Raw genomic sequence first — 22,034 nt, forward strand, 5'->3', positions numbered from 1 at the left:
TTTTTCACTGTTTTTAAGTGTACATTCTGCAACTATCCCTGAATGTCTACTTGGAACTACACGCCATAAAGCACTGCATGGTTGAACTGCATTAAAACTGTAGGAATGAGTCTCTGAGTTCTCCCCCTGACTAAAAGCAACTACATTCCAGGAGGTGCACGCATTAGTTGGAGCTCTCCCGCCAACCCAATGTTCTGTTGCACCAAATAACCAACTGATTGTATTTCCTGCAATGGAAACCTCATATTTTGCTGTGAAATGGGATTCTACTGTATTTCGTACAGCAGAAAGTAGCATTTCAGGGGAAAAATAGCCATTGCTCGAGATTCAACTGTACAGAATACAATAGAGCCTAGGTGATAGCCGTTTTTAGAGAATTCTATGGTACAAAATGCATTTGCTATTGTTCTAGCTAGTACAGCATCAGATGTTTAGCTACAAGAATGAAGCCTTCGCGTGATAAGGTCTGATCATTGTCATATTCTCAAGATTAGCTCTGATGATGTACTAGCTTCGCTCCCGCAATGCACACATCTCGGGCTCATCCGCTATCCTAGCGCCAAGAAGCGGCGGAATTGACATCTTTCAAATTCAAAGTTATTATAGACACACATAGTCCTTAATTAGGACGATGCAGATGTGTATTACAGATTGTTGATGCAGATTGGACGATGTATATGTGCAATACAGATTAGCGATGCAGATTAGCGATAGAACTGAGCGATGGAGAAGAGGAGGAAGTGTTTAATTTTTTGAAATATAAGAATTTATATGTTGCACACGATAACTTATCCTTCTATTTCTCGCTGAAACGGTACCGTCCTTTAAAAGGACGGCAAAGCCGTTTCCACTTGCGGCAATAAAAGACTACAGAAGTCTCTAATATCCGCAAACAACCCCGTCGTCACCCGCCTATACCGAACTCACCACAACCACACACAAGGAGGATTTACAAATGAAGAACCTGGAAAACACTGATGCCGCAAATGAACTTAATGCTGATGCCGCAAATGCAGATGTAATAATTATCGGAGGAGGGCCTGCCGGGCTTAATGCTGCGCTGATGCTGGGCCGTGCACGCAAACGGACGATTGTTATAGATGCCGGGCAGCCGCGCAATGCGGTCACCCGGGAAGCGCATGGCTTCCTGACCCGGGACGGGATCGCTCCGTTCGAACTCCGGCGGATTGCCATAGAACAGCTTGGTGCTTATCCATCCGTTTCACACGTTGAAGATACAGTAGTGTCCATTTTTGGGGAGGATGGGGCCTTCCTGCTGGAGACCGCTTCAGGGCTTAAGCTGACCAGCAAGAAGCTGCTGTTCGCTGCAGGCATGAAGGACCGCAGGCTGGATATTCTGGGACTTGCCGAGGTCTACGGGAAGAGCGCTTTTGTCTGCCCGTATTGCGATGGCTGGGAATTAAGAGATCAGCCGCTGGTAGTCATCAGCAGAGGGGCTGCGCTCATGCATCTGGCTCCGTTGTTATATGGGTGGACTAAGCAATTTGCGGTCTGCACGAATGGACCCGATGAGCTGACAGAAGCAGAACGCGAAGAATTGCGTGCCCATGCTATTCCGTTATTCGATACTCCTATTCGCGAGATTGCATCAGATGAAGGCATGGTTAACCATGTGAAGCTTATGGATGGAACAGAAATTCCGTGTACCGGCATCTTCTTCAAGCCGGAACTGGTTCCGGGAACGGATCTGCCGCATTCCCTGGGCTGCCGGATATCCGAGCAGGGTATTCTTGAAGTCGGCGAGTCCGGTCAGACCAGCGTGCCCGGGATCTACGCCGCAGGGGATGCCGCCTCCATGATGCATCAATCCATCGCTGCTGCCGCATCAGGCGCGCTGGCCGCTGCTGCGGTGAATGGTGAATTGAACCGGGAAGCCTGGAAGGCTGGGCTTGCATAATTCTTCCCCCGGTAGCAAAGGATAACATTACTATGAATATGAAATTCAAAGGGTAGAGCAGGGAGGGAGTACAGATGAATACTGCAACGGAAGCAGAACCGGAGACCCAGCTGACCCGGCGGCTGGCAGAGAATGAACAGGTGCTGCGCGGAGTGTTTGCGGGCTGTGAGGATGTGGTGTTCCATCCGTTCCAGACGGTTCATCGTACTTCCGCGCTCTGTGTGTATTGTACAGGATTATGCGATACGGAACGGCTGGAGCAGCAATTGCTGGCACCTCTGGAGCAGACCGGCCTTGCAGTTGAACCGGCTGTGGAAGGATCTGCTGAGGTTCCGGTCGCCTCGATTCACCAGATTATGACCGCTGAACAAGCCGTTGCAGCGATCCTGGACGGCGAAGCTGTGCTGTTGATGGACGGCCTGGCTTCGGGTAAAGGCTATCCGCTATACAAGGTGCCCACCCGGACCCCCGAAGAACCGGCGGCTGAATCCACTGTCCGCGGTGCCCGTGACGGATTCACGGAAGCTCTGGCTATGAATCAGTCTTTATTGCGTATGCGGCTTAAGACGCCGGCGCTGAAGCTGCACTCCAAGACTATTGGCGAGTATAGCCATACGAAGGTCACCCTCGCTTATGTGGAAGGAATTATTCAGCCGGGACTGGTCACTGAAGTCAATAAACGGCTAAGCCGCCTGAATATCAAGGATGTGCTGGAGAGCCAGTATATTGAGCAGGGCATCATTGACCAGCCCTATTCGCCGTTTCCGCAGATGATTGCCACGGAGCGCCCGGATGTGGTGGTCTCCAATCTGCTGGAGGGCCGGTTTGCGCTGCTGATTGACGGGACTCCCTTCAGTCTGATTGCCCCGGTCAATATGTTCTCCATGCTGCAATCCCCCGAGGATTACTACGAGAACATTTACATGAGTATTTTTGTCCGCTGGCTCAGATACATCTTCTATGCTCTGTCGCTCCTGCTCCCCTCGGCTTACGTCGCCATTACCACCTTCCATCAGGAGATGATCCCCACCGTGCTGCTGCTGAGTATTGCGCGGGCGAGAGAGGAGATTCCTTTTCCGGCCCTGGTGGAAGCGCTCATTATGGAGATAGCCTTCGAGGCGCTGCGGGAGGCAGGCGTCCGGCTGCCGAAGCAGATAGGTTCCGCCGTCAGTATCGTGGGCGCGCTGATTATAGGCCAGGCTGCTACCACTGCGGGAATTGTCTCTGCACCGATGATCATTATCGTGGCCATCACAGGCATCGCTTCCTTCATGGTTCCGCGTTATTCCGCCAGTATCGCAACCCGTCTGCTGCGCTTCCCCATGATGATTCTGGCAGGCACGCTGGGGCTGATCGGCGTCATGCTCGGCATCATCCTGGTGGTCATTCATCTCAGCAGTCTGCGTTCGTTCGGCAGGCCCTATCTGTCACCGGCAGCTCCGACGTTCAGCAAGGGCTTGAAGGATGTATTGTGGATCTCGCAGCCGCGGAGCAAATGACGGCAGCCGGAGTTCACCAGAGAAGAGGATTCTTATGTTGACTGACAAAGGGAAAATATCTGTTACCCAGCTGGCCTTTCTTGTTTTCCCCTCGATTCTTGCCACCGCTATCCTGTCTGTTCCCGGGATCACCATGCATTATGCAGGACATGATATGTGGTTATCGCCCATCCTGGGCTCGCTGATTGGAGTAACGGTTATAGGGATCTCGCTTGGACTGAACCGTCTTTATCCCGGCAAGACCATTATGCAGTCCAGTCTGCTGATCGCCGGGTGGCTGCCGGGCAAGGTGATCGGGCTGGGTTTTCTGCTCTTTCTGCCCCATTTGAACGGCCTGATTATTCTGGAATACGGCGAGTTCATTGTGAATAATGCACTTCCCAGAACGCCCCTGCTTGTCATTATGGGGTCTATGGTTGCAGTCTGCGCAATTAATGTGAGACTGGGCATTGAGGTGGTCAGCCGGACTGCACAGGTGTTCGTTACGCTGCTGGTGGTGATGCTCTGCCTGATCTTTGTGCTTCTGATCCGGGAGCTCCGGCCTGGCGAGCTGCTTCCGTTCATGGAGAATGGGCTGGTGCCTCCCATTAAGGGCGCGGTGGCCCCGGCGGCATGGTTCAGCGAATATATTGTGCTGGCCTTCCTGCTGCCCTACGTCAACAGCAAGAAACATCTGGGCCGGACGATGCTCGTCTCGCTGGTCGCAACAACACTGGCCATGACCGTGACCAATCTGTTCTGCCTGCTGCTGATGGGAGATCTGACGGACAGCTTTGCTTTTCCGGTGATGATTGCTGCACGTTACATTACGATTGCCGATTTCTTGCAGCATATTGAGGCTCTCATTATTGCGATCTGGATCTTCGGGATCTTTGTCAAAATCTCTGTCTTTCTCTACATCTTCGCCACCTCAGCCGCCGAATGGTTCGGGCTGGACGATTATAGACCGCTGGTGATTCCGCTCGCCTTCGTAAGCATGGTGTTCTCTTACTGGGTAGTGACCGGCGCTGCGGGTGTGGCTGCGCTTATCAGCGCTTCGGCTAACATATACACAATGATGTTCCTGGTGGGGCTTCCCGCCGCAATCTATGGACTGGCCCTGCTGAAGAAGGGGCTGAAGCGTCTGAGCAGAGGATGATTATAAGGAGGGAGGGCAATGCGGGGCTTCAGAGCCATGATTATGCTTCTGCTGAGCAGTATACTGCTCAGCGGATGCTGGGACCGGACGGAGATTAATGACCTGGCGATCGTGCTCGCCACCGGTGTGGATTATAAGGACGGCCAGGCGCAATTGACGGCCCAGATCTTCATTCCGCGTAAAGGAGGCGGCGGCTCAGAGAGCGGCGGGGCAGGCGAAGGCGCAAGCGGAGTCACCATGGCCCGCACAGCTGAAGGAGTGAACATTGCGGAAGCCTTGAACCGGCTGCAGCGGAAGGTCGCCCGCCATATGTTCTGGGGCCAATGTGAGGTGATTGTAATCAGTGAAGAGGCAGGGAAGCAGGGGCTGCGCGAATTTGTTGATTTCTTCCTTCGTTATCCGCAGTTCCGCGAACACGCGTATATCTTCTCCAGCAAGGATTCCGCCAAGAATATTCTTGCCCTGCTGGACCCGCTGGAGCGCAGCTCCTCCGAATCCCTCCGGGAAATGGCAAATATGAATCTCGGCACGCGTGTGACCCTGCTGGAATTGTCCCAATCCCTCCAAGGGGCCAGCGGTTCGGCCATCCTAACCCGTATCCTGATTGCTCCCCCGGAACCGAATGATGGTCCGAATGCGACGACTCCCTCACTCAAAGGGTTAAGCCTGTATAAGCAGGGCCGTTATACACTTACTGTCAAAGAACCGGTAAGCCTTGGAGTACTGCTCATGATTAATGAGCTTAATAATGTTATTATGCCGGTAGCTCTGGAGGGGGAGGAGGGCTCCTTCTCGATTCTGTCTAAACAAATCACCACCATGCTGACTCCAAGCATCGTCAACGGGGAATGGATGATGAAGATCCGGATTGTGGCGAGTGGAGAGGTGGTCCTGAATACAACCGATGCCAACCTGACTGATCCGTCGAAGGTGATGGCGCTGAAGAAGGCGTGGGAGAAGAGGCTCAAGGAGGCTGCTTATCAGGCACTCCACATGTCGCAACAGGAGCAGAAGACCGACTTTTTCAGATTCGCCGATACCTTCCGCAGACATTACCCGCAGCAGTGGAAGGCGAAGAAGGAGCAGTGGGAGGCTATGTACCCCGGGCTGCAGGTGGAGGTCTCCGTCAAGACGAGCATTACCGGGAACGGAAGAGCAACCGGACCCCAAGGCATACCGGAGCAATCGGCCAACTGACGGAGGGTATGCCTGAATTCCAGCAACCATACAAGGATGTGGTAGCATGAAAATGGCAATGATCCTAACGATTCTGCTGCTGTCTGCCGGGATCATTATTTTTGAATTCCGGGGCAGTAAGGACAAGAAAGCCAGAAAGGTTATAGCAGGCATTACGTTTGCGGCGGCGGGGCTTACCATTCTTCTTTTATTTCAACCAGGCCTGCCGGGTCCTACAGAACTGGTGAAGCTGTTGTTCGGCAGAATCGATCTGATTATGAAATGAAGCTTAAGGCAGCTCCTCCGGGGGCTGTCTTTTAAGTTTTTACCAAATTCATTTAAGCGATTACATTTTCTTATCTCCCCGGCTGACTATAATGAAAAACAGGAGAGCTCCTTAATACAGCCGGAGGGATGGGAGAAATGAAAGCGGTTTTAGACAATCAGCAAGATCAGATCGGATTAGTCCGAAGACATACCTTTTGGCTCAGAATCAGGAGGGACGCCCTGCTTTATGTCCTGTTGCTGCTGCCTTTGCTGTACATTGCCATTTTTAAATATGCACCGATTTACGGCTTGATTATGGCCTTTCAGGATTACAATATTTTTAAGGGCACGAGCGGAAGCGAGTGGGTCGGTCTCGATGTGTTCCGCTTTATTTTTCAGCAAGACAGCTTCTATCGTGCCCTCAAAAATACGCTGGTCCTCAATGTGCTGGATCTGGTGGCAGGCTTCCCGGCCCCGATTATCCTGGCGATTCTGCTTAACGAGGTACGCATGGCCCGGTTCAAAAAATTAACGCAGACGATTCTCTATCTGCCGCACTTCATGTCCTGGGTAATTATCGGCGGGATTGTCTACCTGATGTTCTCGAACAGCGGGATGGTTAATCTTTTCCTGGATAGTCTGGGCCTGGCGAAGATTGAATTCCTGTCACAGAAGGCCCCATGGCTGGCTACTTATATTACTGTAGGGGTATGGCAGAATATCGGTTGGGGCACGATTATTTATCTGGCGGCCATCACCGGAATTAACAAGGAGCTGTATGAAGCGTCCGATATGGACGGCTGCAGCAGACTCCGCAAAATGTGGCATATTACACTGCCGGGCATTAAATCTACGATCAATATTCTGCTGATCCTCCAGATTGGCCGAATGGTATCGATCGGGTTCGACCGCCCGTTTGTGATGGGGAATTCACTGGTCAGCGAATATTCCGATGTCATCAGTACCTTTGTGTACAGAGTGGGCATCAGCTCGGGAGACTTCTCCCAGGCAACAGCCGTTGGACTGTTCCAGTCTGTAGTAGGGCTGACTCTGCTGATTGGTGCCAACTATATTGCGAAGAAATTGGGTGAGGATGGGATATGGTGAAAGCGTCAGGGATTATACGAACAAGACGGATTGGCCGGAAAACAAGTGTGGCAGATATCGCGATTATCGTCTTTATTGTGGCCTTGTCGTTCACCTGCATTGTTCCGTTCTTATATATGATAGCGCTATCATTGAGCTCCAACGAAGCGATTATCTCGCAAAAGGTAGCGTTATGGCCGGTTGACTTCACGCTTGAGACGTATAAGACGATTTTGAGCGATGTCGACATGCTGTACACGCTTGGCTACAGTATTGTGCTTACGATTTTTTACACGGCGGTGTGTATGTTCCTGACCATCTGCGCAGCTTATCCGTTAACGAAGAGACGGCTGTGGGGCAGAAACTTTATTCTGTCGGCCCTCGTCTTCACCATGTATTTCAGCGGAGGTCTGATTCCCTCCTACATTCTGGTCAAGAACCTGGGGATGATGGATACGATATGGAGTCTGGTGCTGCCGGGCGCAATGAGTGTATTTAATCTGATTATCCTGAAAACCTTCTTCAGCTCCCTTCCCGAGAGTCTGGAGGAATCGGCGTCCATTGACGGGTGCTCGGATCTGGGAATTCTTCTCCGGATTGTCCTGCCCCTCTCGCTGCCTTCGATTGCCACCTTAAGCCTCTTCTATGCCGTAGACCGGTGGAACGGATTTCAGGATGCCTTATTCTATATTACCAAAAAAGAGCTCTATCCCATGCAGCTTAAGCTGTACCAAATCATCTCAGCCAACCAGCAGCTGGACAGCCAGCAGGGCGGCGAAGGCAGCATCGGCTCATTCATTGTGCCGGAGTCGCTGAAGGCTGCAAGCGTCATGTTCACCACCATTCCGATTCTGCTGATCTATCCCAAACTGCAGAAGTATTTCGTTGACGGTGTAATGACGGGCGCGATCAAGGGCTAAAGCGGGTATACTCCGGGGAAAGGAGGGGGGCCGGCTGGCGAAAGTTGAAGCGGCCGGGGCAAGGAAGCTATAATCTGGATTACTATCATGATAAGGTATGAAAGGGTGGTATACCGTGAAGACAGGCATCAAGAAAATATCGGCCGTTCTGTTCAGCACCGTGCTGCTGACAGGTGTTGCAGCAGGCTGCGGAGGCAATGACAAAGAGAGTAAAGAGTCCGCTGCGCCGGAGTCGTCAAATGCAGCAAAGTCCCCTTCTGATCCTCCTGCCAAACTGACGGTAGAGGTGTTCGACAGAGGGGTTCAGGGCCAGCCGGATTTGAATAATAATACCTGGACGAAATACGTCAATGAGCACTTCGGCAAGCCCAATAACGCCATTGTTGAATATGTACCGGTTCCCCGGTCCCAGGAGGTTGATAAGCTGAACGTATTAATGGCTGCGGGCCAGGCTCCGGACATCTCGTTCACCTATGACGGGGCGCTGGTCACCCGCTTTGCCAAAAGCGATGGCCTCCACACGCTCGACGAGCTGCTTGAGAGCCAAGGCCAGCAATTGAAGGCATATCTCGGAGAGAACGTTCTGTCTTACGGCCAATATAACGGCAAGCAGGTATCGATCCCGGGCAAGCGCACCCTGCTCGCCTGGAACGGGATGTTCATCCGTAAGGATTGGCTCGACAAGCTGGGAATGCCGCTCCCGACCAATAGGGATGAGCTCTACAATACGCTGGTGGCCTTCCGCGACAAGAACCCGGGCAATGTGAACGGCGTCATTCCCTGGGCAACGGCGGCAGCCGGCATGAACTATACCTTCGGCAACCTGGTTCAATCCTTCTGGGGTCAGATGTCCGAGGAGGAATTCGTCACCACGCCGAACTGGCTGAAGCCGGGCAACAAGGACGCCTACAAGTGGCTGAATAAGCTGTATAATGAGAAGCTGATCAGCCCGGATTTTGCCCTGGACAAAACCACCAAGCAGGCGGATGCCGATGTCACCAACGGCAAGGTAGGCTTCTATGCCGCCAACTGGGATTATCCGATGACCCAGAAAATCCGTGAACCGCTGAAGCAAAATGCGCCGGACGCCAACTATATTCCGATTGATACCTTCAAAAATGCCGAAGGCAAATACATCAAAGAGGTATATAATGAGAATGGAATATTCTCCTTCATCCCTAAAAGCAGCAAGAACGCAGAGCTGGCTATAAAATATCTGAACTGGATGGCGGACCCGGAAGTGATGTTCTTCCTGCAGTTCGGTGAAGAAGGCGTTAACCATACGCTGAAAGACGGCATCCCGCAAGGGATTTCACAGACCGGCGAGAATATGATGACGAGTAATTTGAATATGGACTATACCGTGATTGTGAACGGCGCTGAGCTGGGCGATACGGAGAAGAACGTCAAAACCTATGCCGCAGCCCTGGCCTCCGGGGATAAGCAGTATGAGGCCCTCGCTATGGAATCCTACAAAATCAACACGACAGACGGCTATTCATCCTTCTATTACGGGGTGCCAAACGAAGCTAATATCAAATACGGCAAGACGCTGGGCGATATGAACAAGCAGATGATTGACCGGCTGGTGGTGGCCAAGGAGGCCGAGTTCGACGCCTTATACGAGAAGCTGGTGAAGGAATATATGGATGCCGGCGGTAAAGCGGTTCAAGATGAGAATGTGAAGAACTACAGGGAAGTTAAAGCGAATACCAAATAAGTCTTGAAATACGGATAAACCACGAGGATGATTATAAGTGGTTTATCCGCATTTCGTTTACGGGGTAAGCCCAGATGAATTCACAGGTTCAGGAGGATATCCATGTACAAGGTCATTATTGTAGATGATGAGTCGTGGGCGATTAGAGGGATCAGCAATGCCTTTGACTGGGAGCAGTATGGCTTTGAAATCTCGGGACAGTTCACAAGTGCGTACAAGGCGTGGGAGGCCATCGCCTCGCAGGAGCCGGATTTGGTAGTTACGGATATCCGGATGCCGGAGATTTCCGGACTCGATCTGATGAAGCGGGCCAAAGCACATGGAATAGATACTGAATTCGTCATTATCAGCGGGTATGCGGAATTTGAATACGCCCAGGAAGCGCTGCGCTTCGGGGCACTCGATTATTTCCTGAAGCCGCTTGATGTGGATATGGCCGATACGTTCCTGGAGAAGCTCGCCTTGCACTTCTCCCGGCGAAGTGCTGCGCGCAACCACCTCTTGCTGGATGCGCTTACCTCGGCAGATGAAGAAGAGATCAGGCGCTACCTTCCTGCCGGCTCGAATGCCGGGTGCTGCCGGGTGCTTGCCTTTCACTATGAGGAAGACAGGCCGAAGCCCGCCGGACTGCTGAAGCTGGACGGGCTGCCGGTTCAGTTGCTGGAAGTGGAGACTGGAACGAGCACCCTGCTGGCTGTTCTGATAACAGAACAAAAGAGTGAGCTGGAAGGAATCACGGAGGAATGGCCAGCTGGCGCCAGCAGTCCGGCGCTTCCTGTTGTGGGGATCAGCAGCATCGGCAGCGGGCTTAAGCAGATCAGCAAGCTGATCAAGGAAGCGGATCTCGCGGCCTCCAGAGTATTTGTGGATGAGGTTTCCGGCGCCGTTCACTATAGTCCGAAGCTTCATCTGGTGAAGCCCTGTATAGATGAGCTGCAGACTATAGTTCATGGGAATCAATATGACAGCATCGAGACATACACTCTTGGTGTGCAGGAATACTTCAGGCTTCATGAGCTGGGAATGAGCGAGGTTGTCTACTTATGGAATCAGGCTGTCGGACTTCTGATCAGCGCCTATCCGGAGGAACTCAGGGACATGGAGCTGGAATTCCTGAATTATGCCGAGCTGAAGGAGCGGTTCGAGGACCTGGAGTCGCTGTGCAGCTTCCTGCATGACGTTCTTACCGTGCTCCGGCAAGGGAATAGCCGTGCTTTGCAGGAAGGGGATATTCTATCCTGCTTCAACCGGATGGTCGCCTATATTGACCGTAATTATGAGCAGAAGCTGTATCTGAAGGAGCTGTCGGTCCAATTTTTCATCAATCAGGTGTATTGCTGTCAACTGTTCAAGAAGAATCTGGGCAAAACCTTCTCTGAATACGTGGCTGAGCTGAGGATCAGGAAAGCCCGCGGGCTTTTGAAGCAGACAGATCTGTCCATTGAGAACATTGCCATCCAGTCCGGGTATGTAGATTACTATTATTTCAATAAAGTGTTCAAGAAGCACTGCGGGATGACGCCCGCCAAATTCAGAAAAAGGGAAGCCGAACGGAGCAGCAGGCCATGAAGACCCGCAAGGTGAAATTGAAGCATCAGCTATGGCTATTCTTCTGTTGCTCTATTGTTATATTCACGATTATGGAATTTTACTTTTTTTATAGTTTCTCTAATCTTACGCAAAAGAGAGCTGTTACTTACAGCAACCAGATGATAGAGCAGACCCGCCGCAAAATTGATTCGGTGTTCAATGATATCCGGGTCAGCACCGGCTTTGCGGTCAACAACAAGCTGATTCAGGAATTCACTCTAGCGAATGATGATTACAAAAGAGCGTTCGACAGCGCACCCTATGCACTGGATCTGATGGAATATATGCGGTCCTTCAATTCGTATGTGAACGGAATCATGGTCAATGACCTCCAGGGTAGACGGCTCTCCAGCGAGGATTCTGCAAGCGGCGATATTTTTTATATTAATCCGTATGAGACCTTTATCCGCCCGTACAAGAACGATCCTGCGCTCCGGCAAAAGGGGAAGTTCACTGCCATTCTGAGAGATGACCGGACAGGGACAGAACAGTTCTTCTATATCGCACCCATTGTGGAGTCCATCGGAGGCGTCCACTTCTCACAGATTACGGGTTACTGCATGGTGATGGTCAATATGGACAAAATGCAGGGGCTGGTGGCGAATACGGAATTAACGCAGAACTCCACCTTGTATATTCTGAATAACCGGGATGAGGTGGTGGCATCCACCAATTCCTATGCGCGGGGCAATGTGATCAAAGATGTGCTGTCCATGGATAAGAACCAATTGCTTAACGGGGTAAAAGCAACGATCGGCGGCCAGGAGGTTCTCGTCCAGGTGAAGGGGCTGGAGCAGGCTGACGGATGGCGTGTGGTCAGTATGATCCCGGTGCAGGAGCTGACTGCCGACATGATCCCCATGCGGAAGGTTAGCATTATCGTGGGGATTGGCATTATTGTCAGCATGATACTAACCGGCAGTTTTTTCATGAGTAATCTGATGCGTCCCCTGATGGGACTGGTCATGGACATGAAGAAGGTGGCAGGGCGGGATAGGGGCTTCCGGATTAAAGTCCGGTTCACGAACGAGGTAGGCCTGCTGGCCCAGGATATTAACCGGATGATGGACGAGATGGACGAAATGACCCGCGAGATGTTCAATACCCAGGCCAGACTATACGAATCCGAGCTGAGCCAGAAGCAGGCGGAGTTCTCTGCCCTGCAGAGCCAGATTAATCCACACTTCCTGTATAATACGCTGAATTGTATCAGCAGCATCGGACTGGAGTACGGAAGCCGGGAGATTGCGCAGATTACGTACTGCATGTCCAAGATCTTCCGCTACAGCATCAAGAAGGATGATCTTGTGCAGATCCGGGAAGAGGTGGACTGCATTCAGGCTTATATGAAAATCATCCTGATCCGTTACGAGAATAAATTCTCTCTGGCGCTTGATGTGGAGGAGGGCTTGCTGGAGCTGCAGACGCCCAAGATGATCCTCCAGCCCATCGTGGAGAATTCGGTCTATCACGGGCTGGAGCGGATGGATCAGGGCGGACAGCTTCAGATTACAGGGAGCTTGGATGAGCGCGGGGATGTATGCTTCTGTATTACGGATACCGGCAGGGGAATGGAGCCGGAGGAGCTGGCCGCCCTTCAGGCCAAGCTTGGACTGGAGCATAAGGAGCTGGCCCTGACCGGGCAGTCGGCGCAGGGCATCGGGCTGCTGAATATTCATAACCGGCTCCGCCATCTGTTCGGAGAAGGCTACGGACTGACCGTTGACAGCCGGCTGGGCTATGGGACTACCGTGAACGTGAAGATTCCGAAGCTGCCAGGGGGCTGAAATAGCAAGTGAGTGTGAGTAAAGAGGGGCATTAGTGCCCCTCTTTGGCGTACGCTCTCCCTGGGGGCAGGCGGAAGGGGATACAGTTGGATTTAGTCCACCTGCTGATGGAGAAAAGGCCCGCTTGTCGTCAAGCTGTAAGTATTTACAACTAAAACGGTTACAAAAACATTTTAAGATAGTACATTTTTTTAATGCGTCCCGGAAGGTATTATGAGTACGCTAGCCGGAGTCACCATTCAAGCGAAAAGGAGATGAGAAAAAATGAAAGCGGTTAAATTCGCCGGGGAAGAAGTGCAATTGTCCAAGAAAGGCTTCAAAGCTCTGCTGCTAAGTCTCGTAGTACTGCTCATGCTGCCGCAGTGGGGAGGGAGCGCTGCTGCGGAAGAGCCGGAGCCGGTCCAGCCGGAACCGGTAGTGGCTGTACAAGGAGGGAAGAACGTGAATGACTTCTACAATGTCATCATGCAGACCGGGGCCGATCCCTGGGTATACAAGCACACGGACGGCTATTATTACAACACCTTTGTTAATGCCAGCGGAGTGATGATCCGCAGGTCGAATACCATCACCGGCATTGAAGCAGGCGAACGGAGTCTGGCTTGGTCGCCGGTTAAGGGAACCATGTACAGCTCCAATGTGTGGGCGCCGGAGATGCATTACCTCAAAGATACCGACGGCCAGTACAAATGGTATATCTACGTTGCAGCCGATAACGGAACCAATGCTAACCACCGTATGTATGTGATGGAGAATACCAGTGCCGATCCGATGACCGGAAGCTGGACCTTCAAGGGCAAAATTACCGATGCCACGGACCGCTGGGCCATTGACGGCACTGTGCTGACGATCGGTAACCAGCACTACTTCATCTGGTCCGGCTGGGAGGACACTGATGGCAGCTTTCAGAATCTGTACATCGCCAGAATGAGCAATCCGTGGACGATCAGCTCGCAGCGCGTGCTCCTGTCTACACCGGAGTATGACTGGGAGACCTCCCCCGGCCGGATTAATGAAGGCCCGCAGATTACGATCAAAGGGAACAAAATCAATCTGGTCTACTCCGCCAACGGAAGCTGGACAGACAGCTATAGTCTCGGCTTGATCACCGCCAGCACCAGCGCCGATCTGATGAATCCCGCTTCCTGGACTAAGCGTGATCAGCCGCTCTTCTCCAGCGCGAACGGTGTCTATGGCCCGGGCCATCACAGTATCGTGACTTCACCGGACGGGACCGAGGACTGGATCATCTACCATTCCGCCCGCTGGCCGGGCTCAGGCTGGACCCGCAATGTACGCGCGCAGAAGTTCTCCTGGAACACAGACAACACGCCGAACCTGGGAGAGCCCGTTAATCCGAACAATCCGATAGCAATCCCATCAGGCGAGCCGGCCCGAATTCGTTATGAAGCCGAACAAGCTCTGCTTGTAAAAGATCCGGCGGGCGCTTCATCCCCGGCGGTCCGGCGCGAAAGCTCTGCCTCCGGCGGGATGAAGATTACCAACCTCGCGAACGCCAGCGACTATGCCCAGTTCAGTGTCGATGTGCCGCAGGCGGGCTTCTATGTCCTGTCCGTGCGCAACAGCAACGGCTCAGCGAATGCGGGGGAAGCCTCCCATATCCTGTCGGTCAACGGCGGGCCGGGAGCGTCGATGAACATTGTCTATTCCGGCGCGAACCGCTGGGGAGCCTCCACGGCGAAGATCTATCTTCAGCAGGGAGACAATGTTCTCCGCTTCACCAAGGGGAACAATCTGGCCGACATCGACAGCCTGGATCTATCCCGGTTGAATAGCTCGGAGCTGCTGTTCGGGACTCCCGGATATACGCTTGCTCTTAACGAGATCCGTAGCCTGCCCCTCTATACAGTAACAGGCACTACTTATTCTGCTGTCGCGGCAGGCGTGGTCCTGAGCTCGTCCGATACGAACGTAGCCATGATTCAAGCAGGGAATCAGGTGAAAGCCGCCGGGGCAGGAAGTGCAACAATTACTGCCGCCTACAACGGCCGGACTGCTACCGTGGCAGTTAACGTCAAGGCAGATCCCAGAACGGTACAGTCCTTGGCACTCACCGGACCGGAGGCTGTGCTGAACAGTGGACAGACCAGCTCCGCGCTGCGGACAACAGCCCATTACAACAATTATGAGGTTCAGGATGTAACCGGGAGTGCGCAGTACACCAGCAGTAATCCAGGAGTAGCGGCCATCGACCCGGCCACCCATACAGTAAGTGCTGTTCAACCGGGCACGGCGCTAATTACTGCGTTATACGGGGGCAAGCAAGCCACCTACCGCGTAACGGTTATTGCCGCTTCAGATGCCGTTCAGGTCACTACAACACTGAAGACGCCTTCAGGAGTGGTTCCCGCGCTTCCGGGCGTGGTGAATGCTGTCTACCATAACCAGCCGGTGCAGGCCGAGGTTGTCGGCGGTGAGCTCGCAGGGCTGGACTTCAGTACCATTGGCACGGTTCAGGTACCGGTGACCCTCAAGATGGGCGGCCAGGAGTTCTCTTCCACGATTTCTGTAGAGGTTGTGCCGGGTTATGGCCTGGATGAGCTCGTGAATCAGCTTCGCAGCAAGCTGGATAATTTCTCCTATCCGCTTGGAAGCGGGGCAGGCAATTATAGCGCAGCCAAGTATGCTGACTTCGTTGCCGCCGTGGAGCAGGCGGAAGCGCTGGCGGGCAATGCGGAGCTGACGGAGGCGCAGTTCAATGCAGCGCTGACTGCACTCGCAGAGGCGGAAACCGCTCTGCTGAATTCACTGAATACCACACAGAACGGTATAACCTATAAGGCATACCGGGATTTCTCCGGCGATACGGCCGGCAAATATCCTTATGGCATTACTACCCAAGATTTGACGAATGGTGCTACTGCTGTGGTCCGGGAGGAAGGCGGCAACAAATTCCTGCGGCTGACCACGACCGCGGTATCAGGCAAAGCCAACCTTTTCCTGCCTTATCTTGGGGAGGTTAGTGCTGAGGGGAATCAGCGCATTGTCATCGAATACCGTGTCCGGTTAAACAGTAACTTCCAGTATGCCAACGGCGCCATGGTAAGAAATGATAGCGGTACAAGCAACTATTCGATGGTGACGGCGTTTGATTCGGGTAAAATCCTGGTGCAAAACGGCGGCTCCAACAAGGTCAAGGTGAGAGACTTCACGCTGGGCACATGGTATACGATCAAAATGGTCGCGAACTGGGATGCCAAGACGTACAGCGTCTATATCAACAATGAATCTGTTCCGGCCGCTACAGATTTCGCCTTCCGCCATACCGGCGGCAGCACACTGACCGGACAGCTGTTCGGCGTTGACGGCTATGCGAACGCGTCTATCGACTTCGATGATTTCAAGGTCAGTGTTACCGGAGAATAAGCAGCGGAGGGAAAGACAACATGTCAAGTCAAGCTTACGAAAAGTTCACACCGTTACACAATGCCAAGCTCGTTCTTGGTTATCTGACCTCTATGGTGGATGAGCAGGAAGACAATCTTCCATATTGGCTTGTATTGCCGCATAAGAAGCCAGCCGAAGCTGCTCATTGCCGGGTGGATGATGCGGAGCTGGTCGGCTCCTGGTATGAGGCGATAGACGCGGTGCGCAAAATGCTGAAGACAGAGGAAGGCGCTGCGGTACAGCAATCCTTTTACCGCCATCTCATGAAGTCCTGGGGGGAGCACGGCTTGCGGTTTCATGAGCCTTATCCGTGGACGCATACGAACCATAGTTCTTTTCACGAAATGGGCTATATTCTTCCTGCGCTGAACCGGATGCTGGAGAACAATCCCGGGGATGAAGAGGCGGAGAAGAGGGCGGCCGGGCTGGTGAGGGGAATGCGCTCCCTGGTAATTGAGCGGAAGGTCCGGACGTTCTGGTCGGGGGATTATGAAGAGCAGGAACCCCTGTACGAATTCCCCAATGATGTGTACCTGAAGGACGGCGGCTTCGATCTGTCCAGACATACCGGGCGGGGGGAGCAGGCGATCCGCAATGCCATTATCCTGCATTCTCTGGTGCGCAGATATGAAATTGCCGGAGATGAGGCCGCGCTTGATCTGGCAACGGGCATCGCCAATCATCTGCTTGGACCTTCGCGCTATTTCAATTACAGGATGGAATTCTTCGGCCATGTCCATTCCGCAGGCTGGGTAGCTTCCGGTCTGGTGCGGTTGGGCCGGGTAACAGGCAAGGAGCGGTATGTTACCGCAGGTAAAGGAATCTATGATTATATCCGCAGCCTGTCCTCCTCCTTCGGTTGGGTACCTGAGTATGCCCAGTGGCATCCGCCGCATGAGGAGCATTGTGAGACCTGCTGCATTAAGGATATGATTGAATGCGCGAATGAGCTGATTCTGGCCGGGTATGAGGAATATTGGGAGGATATGACCCTGTTTGCGCGGAACCAGCTGGTGGAGAATCAGCTTAAGGTGTCTTCCTACGTAGTCACAGACAACACCCGGCCTGACGAAGCAGGCATAACCTACAGGGAGATTGATACAAGAATGATCGGGGGCTTCACCGGTGGCTCGCTCGTGAATTCCATGTCGCTATCCAAGTTCCGTTCCATTGCGGGCTGCTGCGTCGGCATGGCTCCGGTGGCCCTGGAGATCGTATGGAACCGGGCGGTGGAATTCCATGACGGAACGGTAATCGTCAATATGCCGGTGGATAAGGAGACCGAGGAGGCGACCGTCACCATGAGCTATCCCGACCGGGGCTATATGTCCATTACAGCCAAGCAGCCATGCGATGTTGCAGTACGGGTCTATGACTGGATGGCTCAGAACCTCAGCATGAAGATTAACGGAGCCTTGTGCACACCCGAGAGGGAAGGAAATCTGCTTGTTATCCGTAGTATAGGAGCAGGGGACACTGTAGAGCTGGAGCATCAGCTGGAGACGCTGACTGTGAAGGAGACAGTGCGCGGTGAGGAATACAAGGTATACTGGAGAGGCTGTGATGTCGTGGATATCTCTCCCAGAGGAGAGCACTTGCGGCTGTATCAGCGGGATTTGTGCATTCCGAAAGTGTATCCCACGCCGGAAGATGTTCATTTCACCGGAGCGGCGAATTACGGGCCTACCCAGCAAGCGCAGGGGAGTAAGTGATTTCAGCACTGGAGCATTAAGCCGCAATTGAAAAACCGCACCCCGCAGGCGTTTGCTTGCGGGGTGCGGTCTATTGGCGCGTATTTGCAGGGCTCACTTGTTCCTGGTCTTCTTGACCAAGTCCACGCCATCATATGCCAGACTGTTTACACTTGCCGCCTTCTGCCGGAGGTAATAATCAAAAAAGGTCTTCGTATAATCTGTAACCATATTTCGAATCTCCATCGCATCCCGTTCGCCTCTGAGTACTTCATTAGCATTGGTGAAAACAATGTCGCAGTAATCTAAATGCGCAACCCGGTCAACAGAGAAATAATAGGTTTCCCTGCTATTGTTAGCACCAATGACCGCATTCATGTTGTAGTTGGGTTCACGATACAGCAGGAGGAAGGGCTTCTTAAGGTCGCTGTCCAGAAGACCGAACGCACCGCTATCCAAGCCAATTCCGCAGGTGAACCGGTCGTCATCCCGGCAGACCATCGCCGTCGTAAGCCCTCCATAAGAATGCCCGACGATACCCATCCCGGTGTCAAAGAGCAGTCTGCCATTAAAGATAGAATCCAGCTCTCCAGCGTCCAGTTTATACAGATGATCGGCTACAAACCGTATATCTTCCGCCTGTAATTCACTATACTCTGTTACCTTGGCAATTACCGGGAGTGCAAGCACGTTACGGCACATCTGAACGGCTGTATCATCGTCAGGCCGCATTTCCATTTTACCAGCCAGCGCCTGCATCTCCGGATCTTCAGACAACGCTATGATAGCCTCCGAAAAACCCTTGGATACATTATACAGACGTCCGTCTTTACGCTTATACATTGTACTATTTGGATGGCCGATGCTTACCACAACATATCCCAGGCTGGCCAAGTCTGTACAGAGCACTGTGCCCCATTCCGGTGAACCGCCCCCGCCGCAAACATAGAATAACACCGGATAGCGCTTGTCCTTTGCGGAGAGAGCAAGATCGTCGTAACACCGGGTCTTGAACTCTATAGAGAAATAACCCCCTGTAAGATACCCGGTAACCAGTGGCTGATCCTTTAACATCTCGTAGACTTCAGGAAACATGTATGCTGATGTAGCTTTATCTTCGCTGCTGTCGGACGGATAGTACACGAACACCGTCAGTTCTCTTGTGGAATGATCCGATGCTGTGTACTCCAAATCCATCTGGGTACGACCAACGGTATAGCTGCCAACAGGTGCTGGAAAAACCTCATAAGTCTTCATATGCTTGTTCATACACTTCTACTCCTTTGCTTTTTTAATATCGCTAACCAGCTCGGAATATTTATGATCTTCAAGCAGACCATGACCCATAAAGTCAGCAAAGTATTTGCTAAGTTTATGCTGCATCTGAGAATCCTTAATACCGAATTCCCTGTAAAACATGACTAAATTAAACTGCATAGATTCGAACATAAATGAAATCAGGTCGTCGTCAATATCAGGCCGGAGATATCCGTCAACCCTCAGCCGCCGTATAATGTCCTTGATCAAGGGGAAGGACTCGCCCTTTAGCACGTTCAGATATACTTTCAGCAGTATGTCCTCGGGAATGTGTAAAAAAGTTTCAGTAAGCTTGATCTCCAGCTCATTCAGCGGCTCGGCCGCAGTGCCATTCACGTTACCAAATAAGCCGGTAAGGAAAGAGCGGAAAAGGGAATCCTCAGTACTGTTACTAAAATACGCAGCTCTTTTCCGGGTCACATTACGGATTAAGTGACAATACAGGTCATCTTTGTCTTCAAAATAACGGTAGAAGGTTCCGGGGTGCATGGACAAGCTATCCAGAACCATCTTCATCGATATATCCTCATAAAGATGATCCACAAAAAGCTGCATAGCCCTGTCCGATATTTCCTCGCGCCTTGCTTCATCCAATCGAAAGAACGTATTTTTCGGCATCGCTTCCTCCTTTAATACGGGGTGTGAACTCATTCACACTATATCGATAATTGATTCACATGTCAAATATCAGGGCTGAAACAACGGCATATTAAAAAACCACAACCCGCATGTAACTCTTGCGAATTGTGGCTTCTAAGCGTTAGAGCAGAATACGAACTTCGCCGCTGGACAGATATTCCTCATCACCATTCGGATACCGGATCTTCAAGCGGCAGTCATCGTCGATACCGACAGCGGTGGCCTCCTGCTGCTGATTCTCCTTAATGACCATGACCGTCTTGCCCAGGGACATCATGCGCTGCCGGTAGTCCGGCAGGAACAGCCGGTCCTTGAGCTGATCATAAAAGCCTAAGAAACGGTTCAGCACTTCAGCGGCAAGCCGGTTGCGCAGATCGCCAGGAGGCTTGTCCTCCTTGTATACAGAGGTTGCAATCTCAGACAGACCGGCGGGGAAGCCCGCTGCGGGCAGCGCCACATTGATCCCAATCCCGAGTACGGCATAATCCAGCCACTCATTCTCCAGGGACAGGGAAGCCTCGGTGAGGATTCCGCACACCTTTTTACCGTTCATGAAGACGTCATTCACCCATTTGATCTGCGTGCTGAGGCCGGACACACTCTCGATAGCCAGAGCGACCGCAACGGCAGCAGAGGTAGTCAGAAGCGTAGCATCCGCCGCCGACAGACGGGGACGCAGCAGAATGCTCATATAGATGCCCGTCCCCGCAGGGGAAAAGAAAGGCCGGCCTTTCCGGCCCCGCCCGGCGGTCTGCTCTTCCGAGAGGATGACTTTGCCCTCCGCTTCTCCGCCGGAAGCCAGCACCTTCACCAGCTCGTTCGTGGAAGCCACGCTCTTGAAAACTTCAAGCCGCAGCGTTTGCCCCCTGGCATTTAGGTATTTGGCGACTGCGGCGGCGGACAGAATGTCCGTCTGGGGGGAGAGGGAGTATCCCTTATTGGTGACGGCCTGAATGGAATAGCCGTCACTCTGCAGCGCTTTGATGGCCTTCCACACTGCGCTGCGCGTCACGGATAACCGCCCGGCGATGTCCTCGCCGGAGAAGTATTCACCCTTATTGCTATCCAGTAAAGCCAGGATATGTTCTTTGACTGTCATGCCTATAACCCTCCACAAGTATAACGTTCCGATCTCATCTCTATAAGTATATTAACATGCTTAGGATCATTAGAAAAATCAGGCATACTCACATCTTAATTGTGAACCAGAAAATAATTAGTGGTTTACAATGGAGTCATCCTCCACTATAATTCAGCTTGTTGGCCGGACTCCCTGACCGGAAGGCCGCCCAATTCCTGTATCTTATCTTGTGGAGGTTATTGAATTGAGAATCAAAGAGTTGGTCTATGCGGCCTTATTCGCCGCGCTTATCGCGGTGCTGGGCTTGATTCCGCCCGTATCGCTAGGCATTATTCCTGTACCTGTCACTGCCCAGACGCTTGGTGTCATGCTGGCCGGCTGTTTTCTGGGCTGGCGGACAGGCGCACTCAGCCTGATTATTTTCCTTATCCTTATCGCGTTAGGCTTGCCGGTATTACCAGGCGGACGCGGCGGGCTGGCCATTCTCGTCGGACCGACAGCAGGCTATCTGTTCAGCTGGCCGCTGGCCGCCGGGCTGATCGGCTGGTTCACTGAAGCGGTCTGGCCGAAGCTCCGGACCTGGAAGCTGTTCGCCGTTAATCTGATTTTTGGCGTTCTGCTGGTGAATCTGATCGGTGCTTCTGCCATGGTCTGGATCACGAATACTCCGGTCTGGACCGGACTTGTCGGGTCTGCAGCTTTTCTGCCCGGAGATCTGATCAAGGCTCTGCTGGCCGCCGTCATCACCATGCAGCTCCGGGCGTTCAGTCCGGTTGAGGAGAAGAGGGGAGCGTGAG

The 22,034-nt window shown here is 52.5% G+C and carries 16 protein-coding genes; 13 read left to right on the plus strand and 3 right to left on the minus strand.

Annotation, left to right across the window (positions count from 1 at the left end):
- The first annotated feature begins 955 nt into the window (after nucleotides 1-955).
- From MKX51_RS14880 to MKX51_RS14935, 12 genes are all read left to right on the plus strand, one after another.
- Complete coding sequence (locus MKX51_RS14880; protein ID WP_340992923.1) at nucleotides 956-1,918, plus strand: NAD(P)/FAD-dependent oxidoreductase; 963 nt, start codon at nucleotides 956-958, stop codon at nucleotides 1,916-1,918.
- A gap of 74 nt (nucleotides 1,919-1,992) precedes the next feature.
- A complete protein-coding gene (locus MKX51_RS14885) occupies nucleotides 1,993-3,417 on the plus strand; it encodes a spore germination protein (RefSeq protein WP_340992924.1) in 1,425 nt (474 codons plus the stop codon).
- 34 nt (nucleotides 3,418-3,451) lie between these two features.
- Nucleotides 3,452-4,555 (plus strand): GerAB/ArcD/ProY family transporter, encoded by a 1,104-nt coding sequence (locus tag MKX51_RS14890; protein ID WP_340992925.1) that lies wholly within the window; start codon nucleotides 3,452-3,454, stop codon nucleotides 4,553-4,555.
- A gap of 18 nt (nucleotides 4,556-4,573) precedes the next feature.
- Nucleotides 4,574-5,752: a Ger(x)C family spore germination protein gene (locus MKX51_RS14895; protein WP_340992926.1), complete on the plus strand. Its 1,179-nt coding sequence runs from the start codon at nucleotides 4,574-4,576 to the stop codon at nucleotides 5,750-5,752.
- A 46-nt stretch (nucleotides 5,753-5,798) separates the two neighbouring features.
- Complete coding sequence (locus MKX51_RS14900) at nucleotides 5,799-6,017, plus strand: hypothetical protein (protein ID WP_340940752.1); 219 nt, start codon at nucleotides 5,799-5,801, stop codon at nucleotides 6,015-6,017.
- 137 nt (nucleotides 6,018-6,154) lie between these two features.
- Nucleotides 6,155-7,105: an ABC transporter permease gene (locus tag MKX51_RS14905; protein WP_340940751.1), complete on the plus strand. Its 951-nt coding sequence runs from the start codon at nucleotides 6,155-6,157 to the stop codon at nucleotides 7,103-7,105.
- The gene (locus MKX51_RS14910; RefSeq protein ID WP_340992927.1) at nucleotides 7,099-8,004 is read left to right on the plus strand and encodes a carbohydrate ABC transporter permease; all 906 of its coding nucleotides are present in this window, start codon (nucleotides 7,099-7,101) and stop codon (nucleotides 8,002-8,004) included. The genes MKX51_RS14905 and MKX51_RS14910 overlap by 7 nt, the downstream gene beginning before the upstream one ends.
- Nucleotides 8,005-8,119: 115 nt before the next feature.
- Nucleotides 8,120-9,724: an extracellular solute-binding protein gene (locus MKX51_RS14915; protein WP_340992928.1), complete on the plus strand. Its 1,605-nt coding sequence runs from the start codon at nucleotides 8,120-8,122 to the stop codon at nucleotides 9,722-9,724.
- A gap of 102 nt (nucleotides 9,725-9,826) precedes the next feature.
- On the plus strand, nucleotides 9,827-11,293 hold the full coding sequence (locus tag MKX51_RS14920) for a response regulator transcription factor (protein WP_340992929.1): 1,467 nt from the start codon (nucleotides 9,827-9,829) through the stop codon (nucleotides 11,291-11,293).
- Entirely contained in the window at nucleotides 11,290-13,101 is a 1,812-nt protein-coding gene (locus tag MKX51_RS14925) for a sensor histidine kinase (RefSeq protein ID WP_340992930.1), read from the plus strand. The genes MKX51_RS14920 and MKX51_RS14925 overlap by 4 nt, the downstream gene beginning before the upstream one ends.
- 264 nt (nucleotides 13,102-13,365) lie before the next feature.
- Nucleotides 13,366-16,488, plus strand: a complete 3,123-nt coding sequence (locus MKX51_RS14930; protein WP_340992931.1) for a family 43 glycosylhydrolase — start codon at nucleotides 13,366-13,368, stop codon at nucleotides 16,486-16,488.
- A gap of 20 nt (nucleotides 16,489-16,508) precedes the next feature.
- Nucleotides 16,509-18,221, plus strand: coding sequence for a hypothetical protein (locus MKX51_RS14935; protein WP_340992932.1), 1,713 nt, complete (start codon nucleotides 16,509-16,511; stop codon nucleotides 18,219-18,221).
- A 93-nt stretch (nucleotides 18,222-18,314) separates the two neighbouring features.
- Here MKX51_RS14935 and MKX51_RS14940 read toward each other — a convergent pair whose 3' ends face one another.
- The 3 genes from MKX51_RS14940 to MKX51_RS14950 form a co-directional block, all read right to left on the minus strand.
- A complete protein-coding gene (locus MKX51_RS14940; RefSeq protein WP_340995612.1) occupies nucleotides 18,315-19,457 on the minus strand; it encodes an alpha/beta hydrolase in 1,143 nt (380 codons plus the stop codon).
- A gap of 18 nt (nucleotides 19,458-19,475) precedes the next feature.
- Complete coding sequence (locus MKX51_RS14945; RefSeq protein WP_340940741.1) at nucleotides 19,476-20,135, minus strand: TetR/AcrR family transcriptional regulator; 660 nt, start codon at nucleotides 20,133-20,135, stop codon at nucleotides 19,476-19,478.
- 142 nt (nucleotides 20,136-20,277) lie between these two features.
- Nucleotides 20,278-21,255, minus strand: coding sequence for a biotin--[acetyl-CoA-carboxylase] ligase (locus MKX51_RS14950; RefSeq protein WP_340992933.1), 978 nt, complete (start codon nucleotides 21,253-21,255; stop codon nucleotides 20,278-20,280).
- A gap of 226 nt (nucleotides 21,256-21,481) precedes the next feature.
- Here MKX51_RS14950 and MKX51_RS14955 point away from each other — a divergent pair, with 226 nt between their 5' ends.
- Complete coding sequence (locus MKX51_RS14955; protein ID WP_340992934.1) at nucleotides 21,482-22,033, plus strand: biotin transporter BioY; 552 nt, start codon at nucleotides 21,482-21,484, stop codon at nucleotides 22,031-22,033.
- Nucleotide 22,034: the final 1 nt, after the last annotated feature.

Origin of the sequence: Paenibacillus sp. FSL M7-0420 (assembly GCF_038002345.1) — a bacterium.
Classification (GTDB): domain Bacteria; phylum Bacillota; class Bacilli; order Paenibacillales; family Paenibacillaceae; genus Paenibacillus_AQ.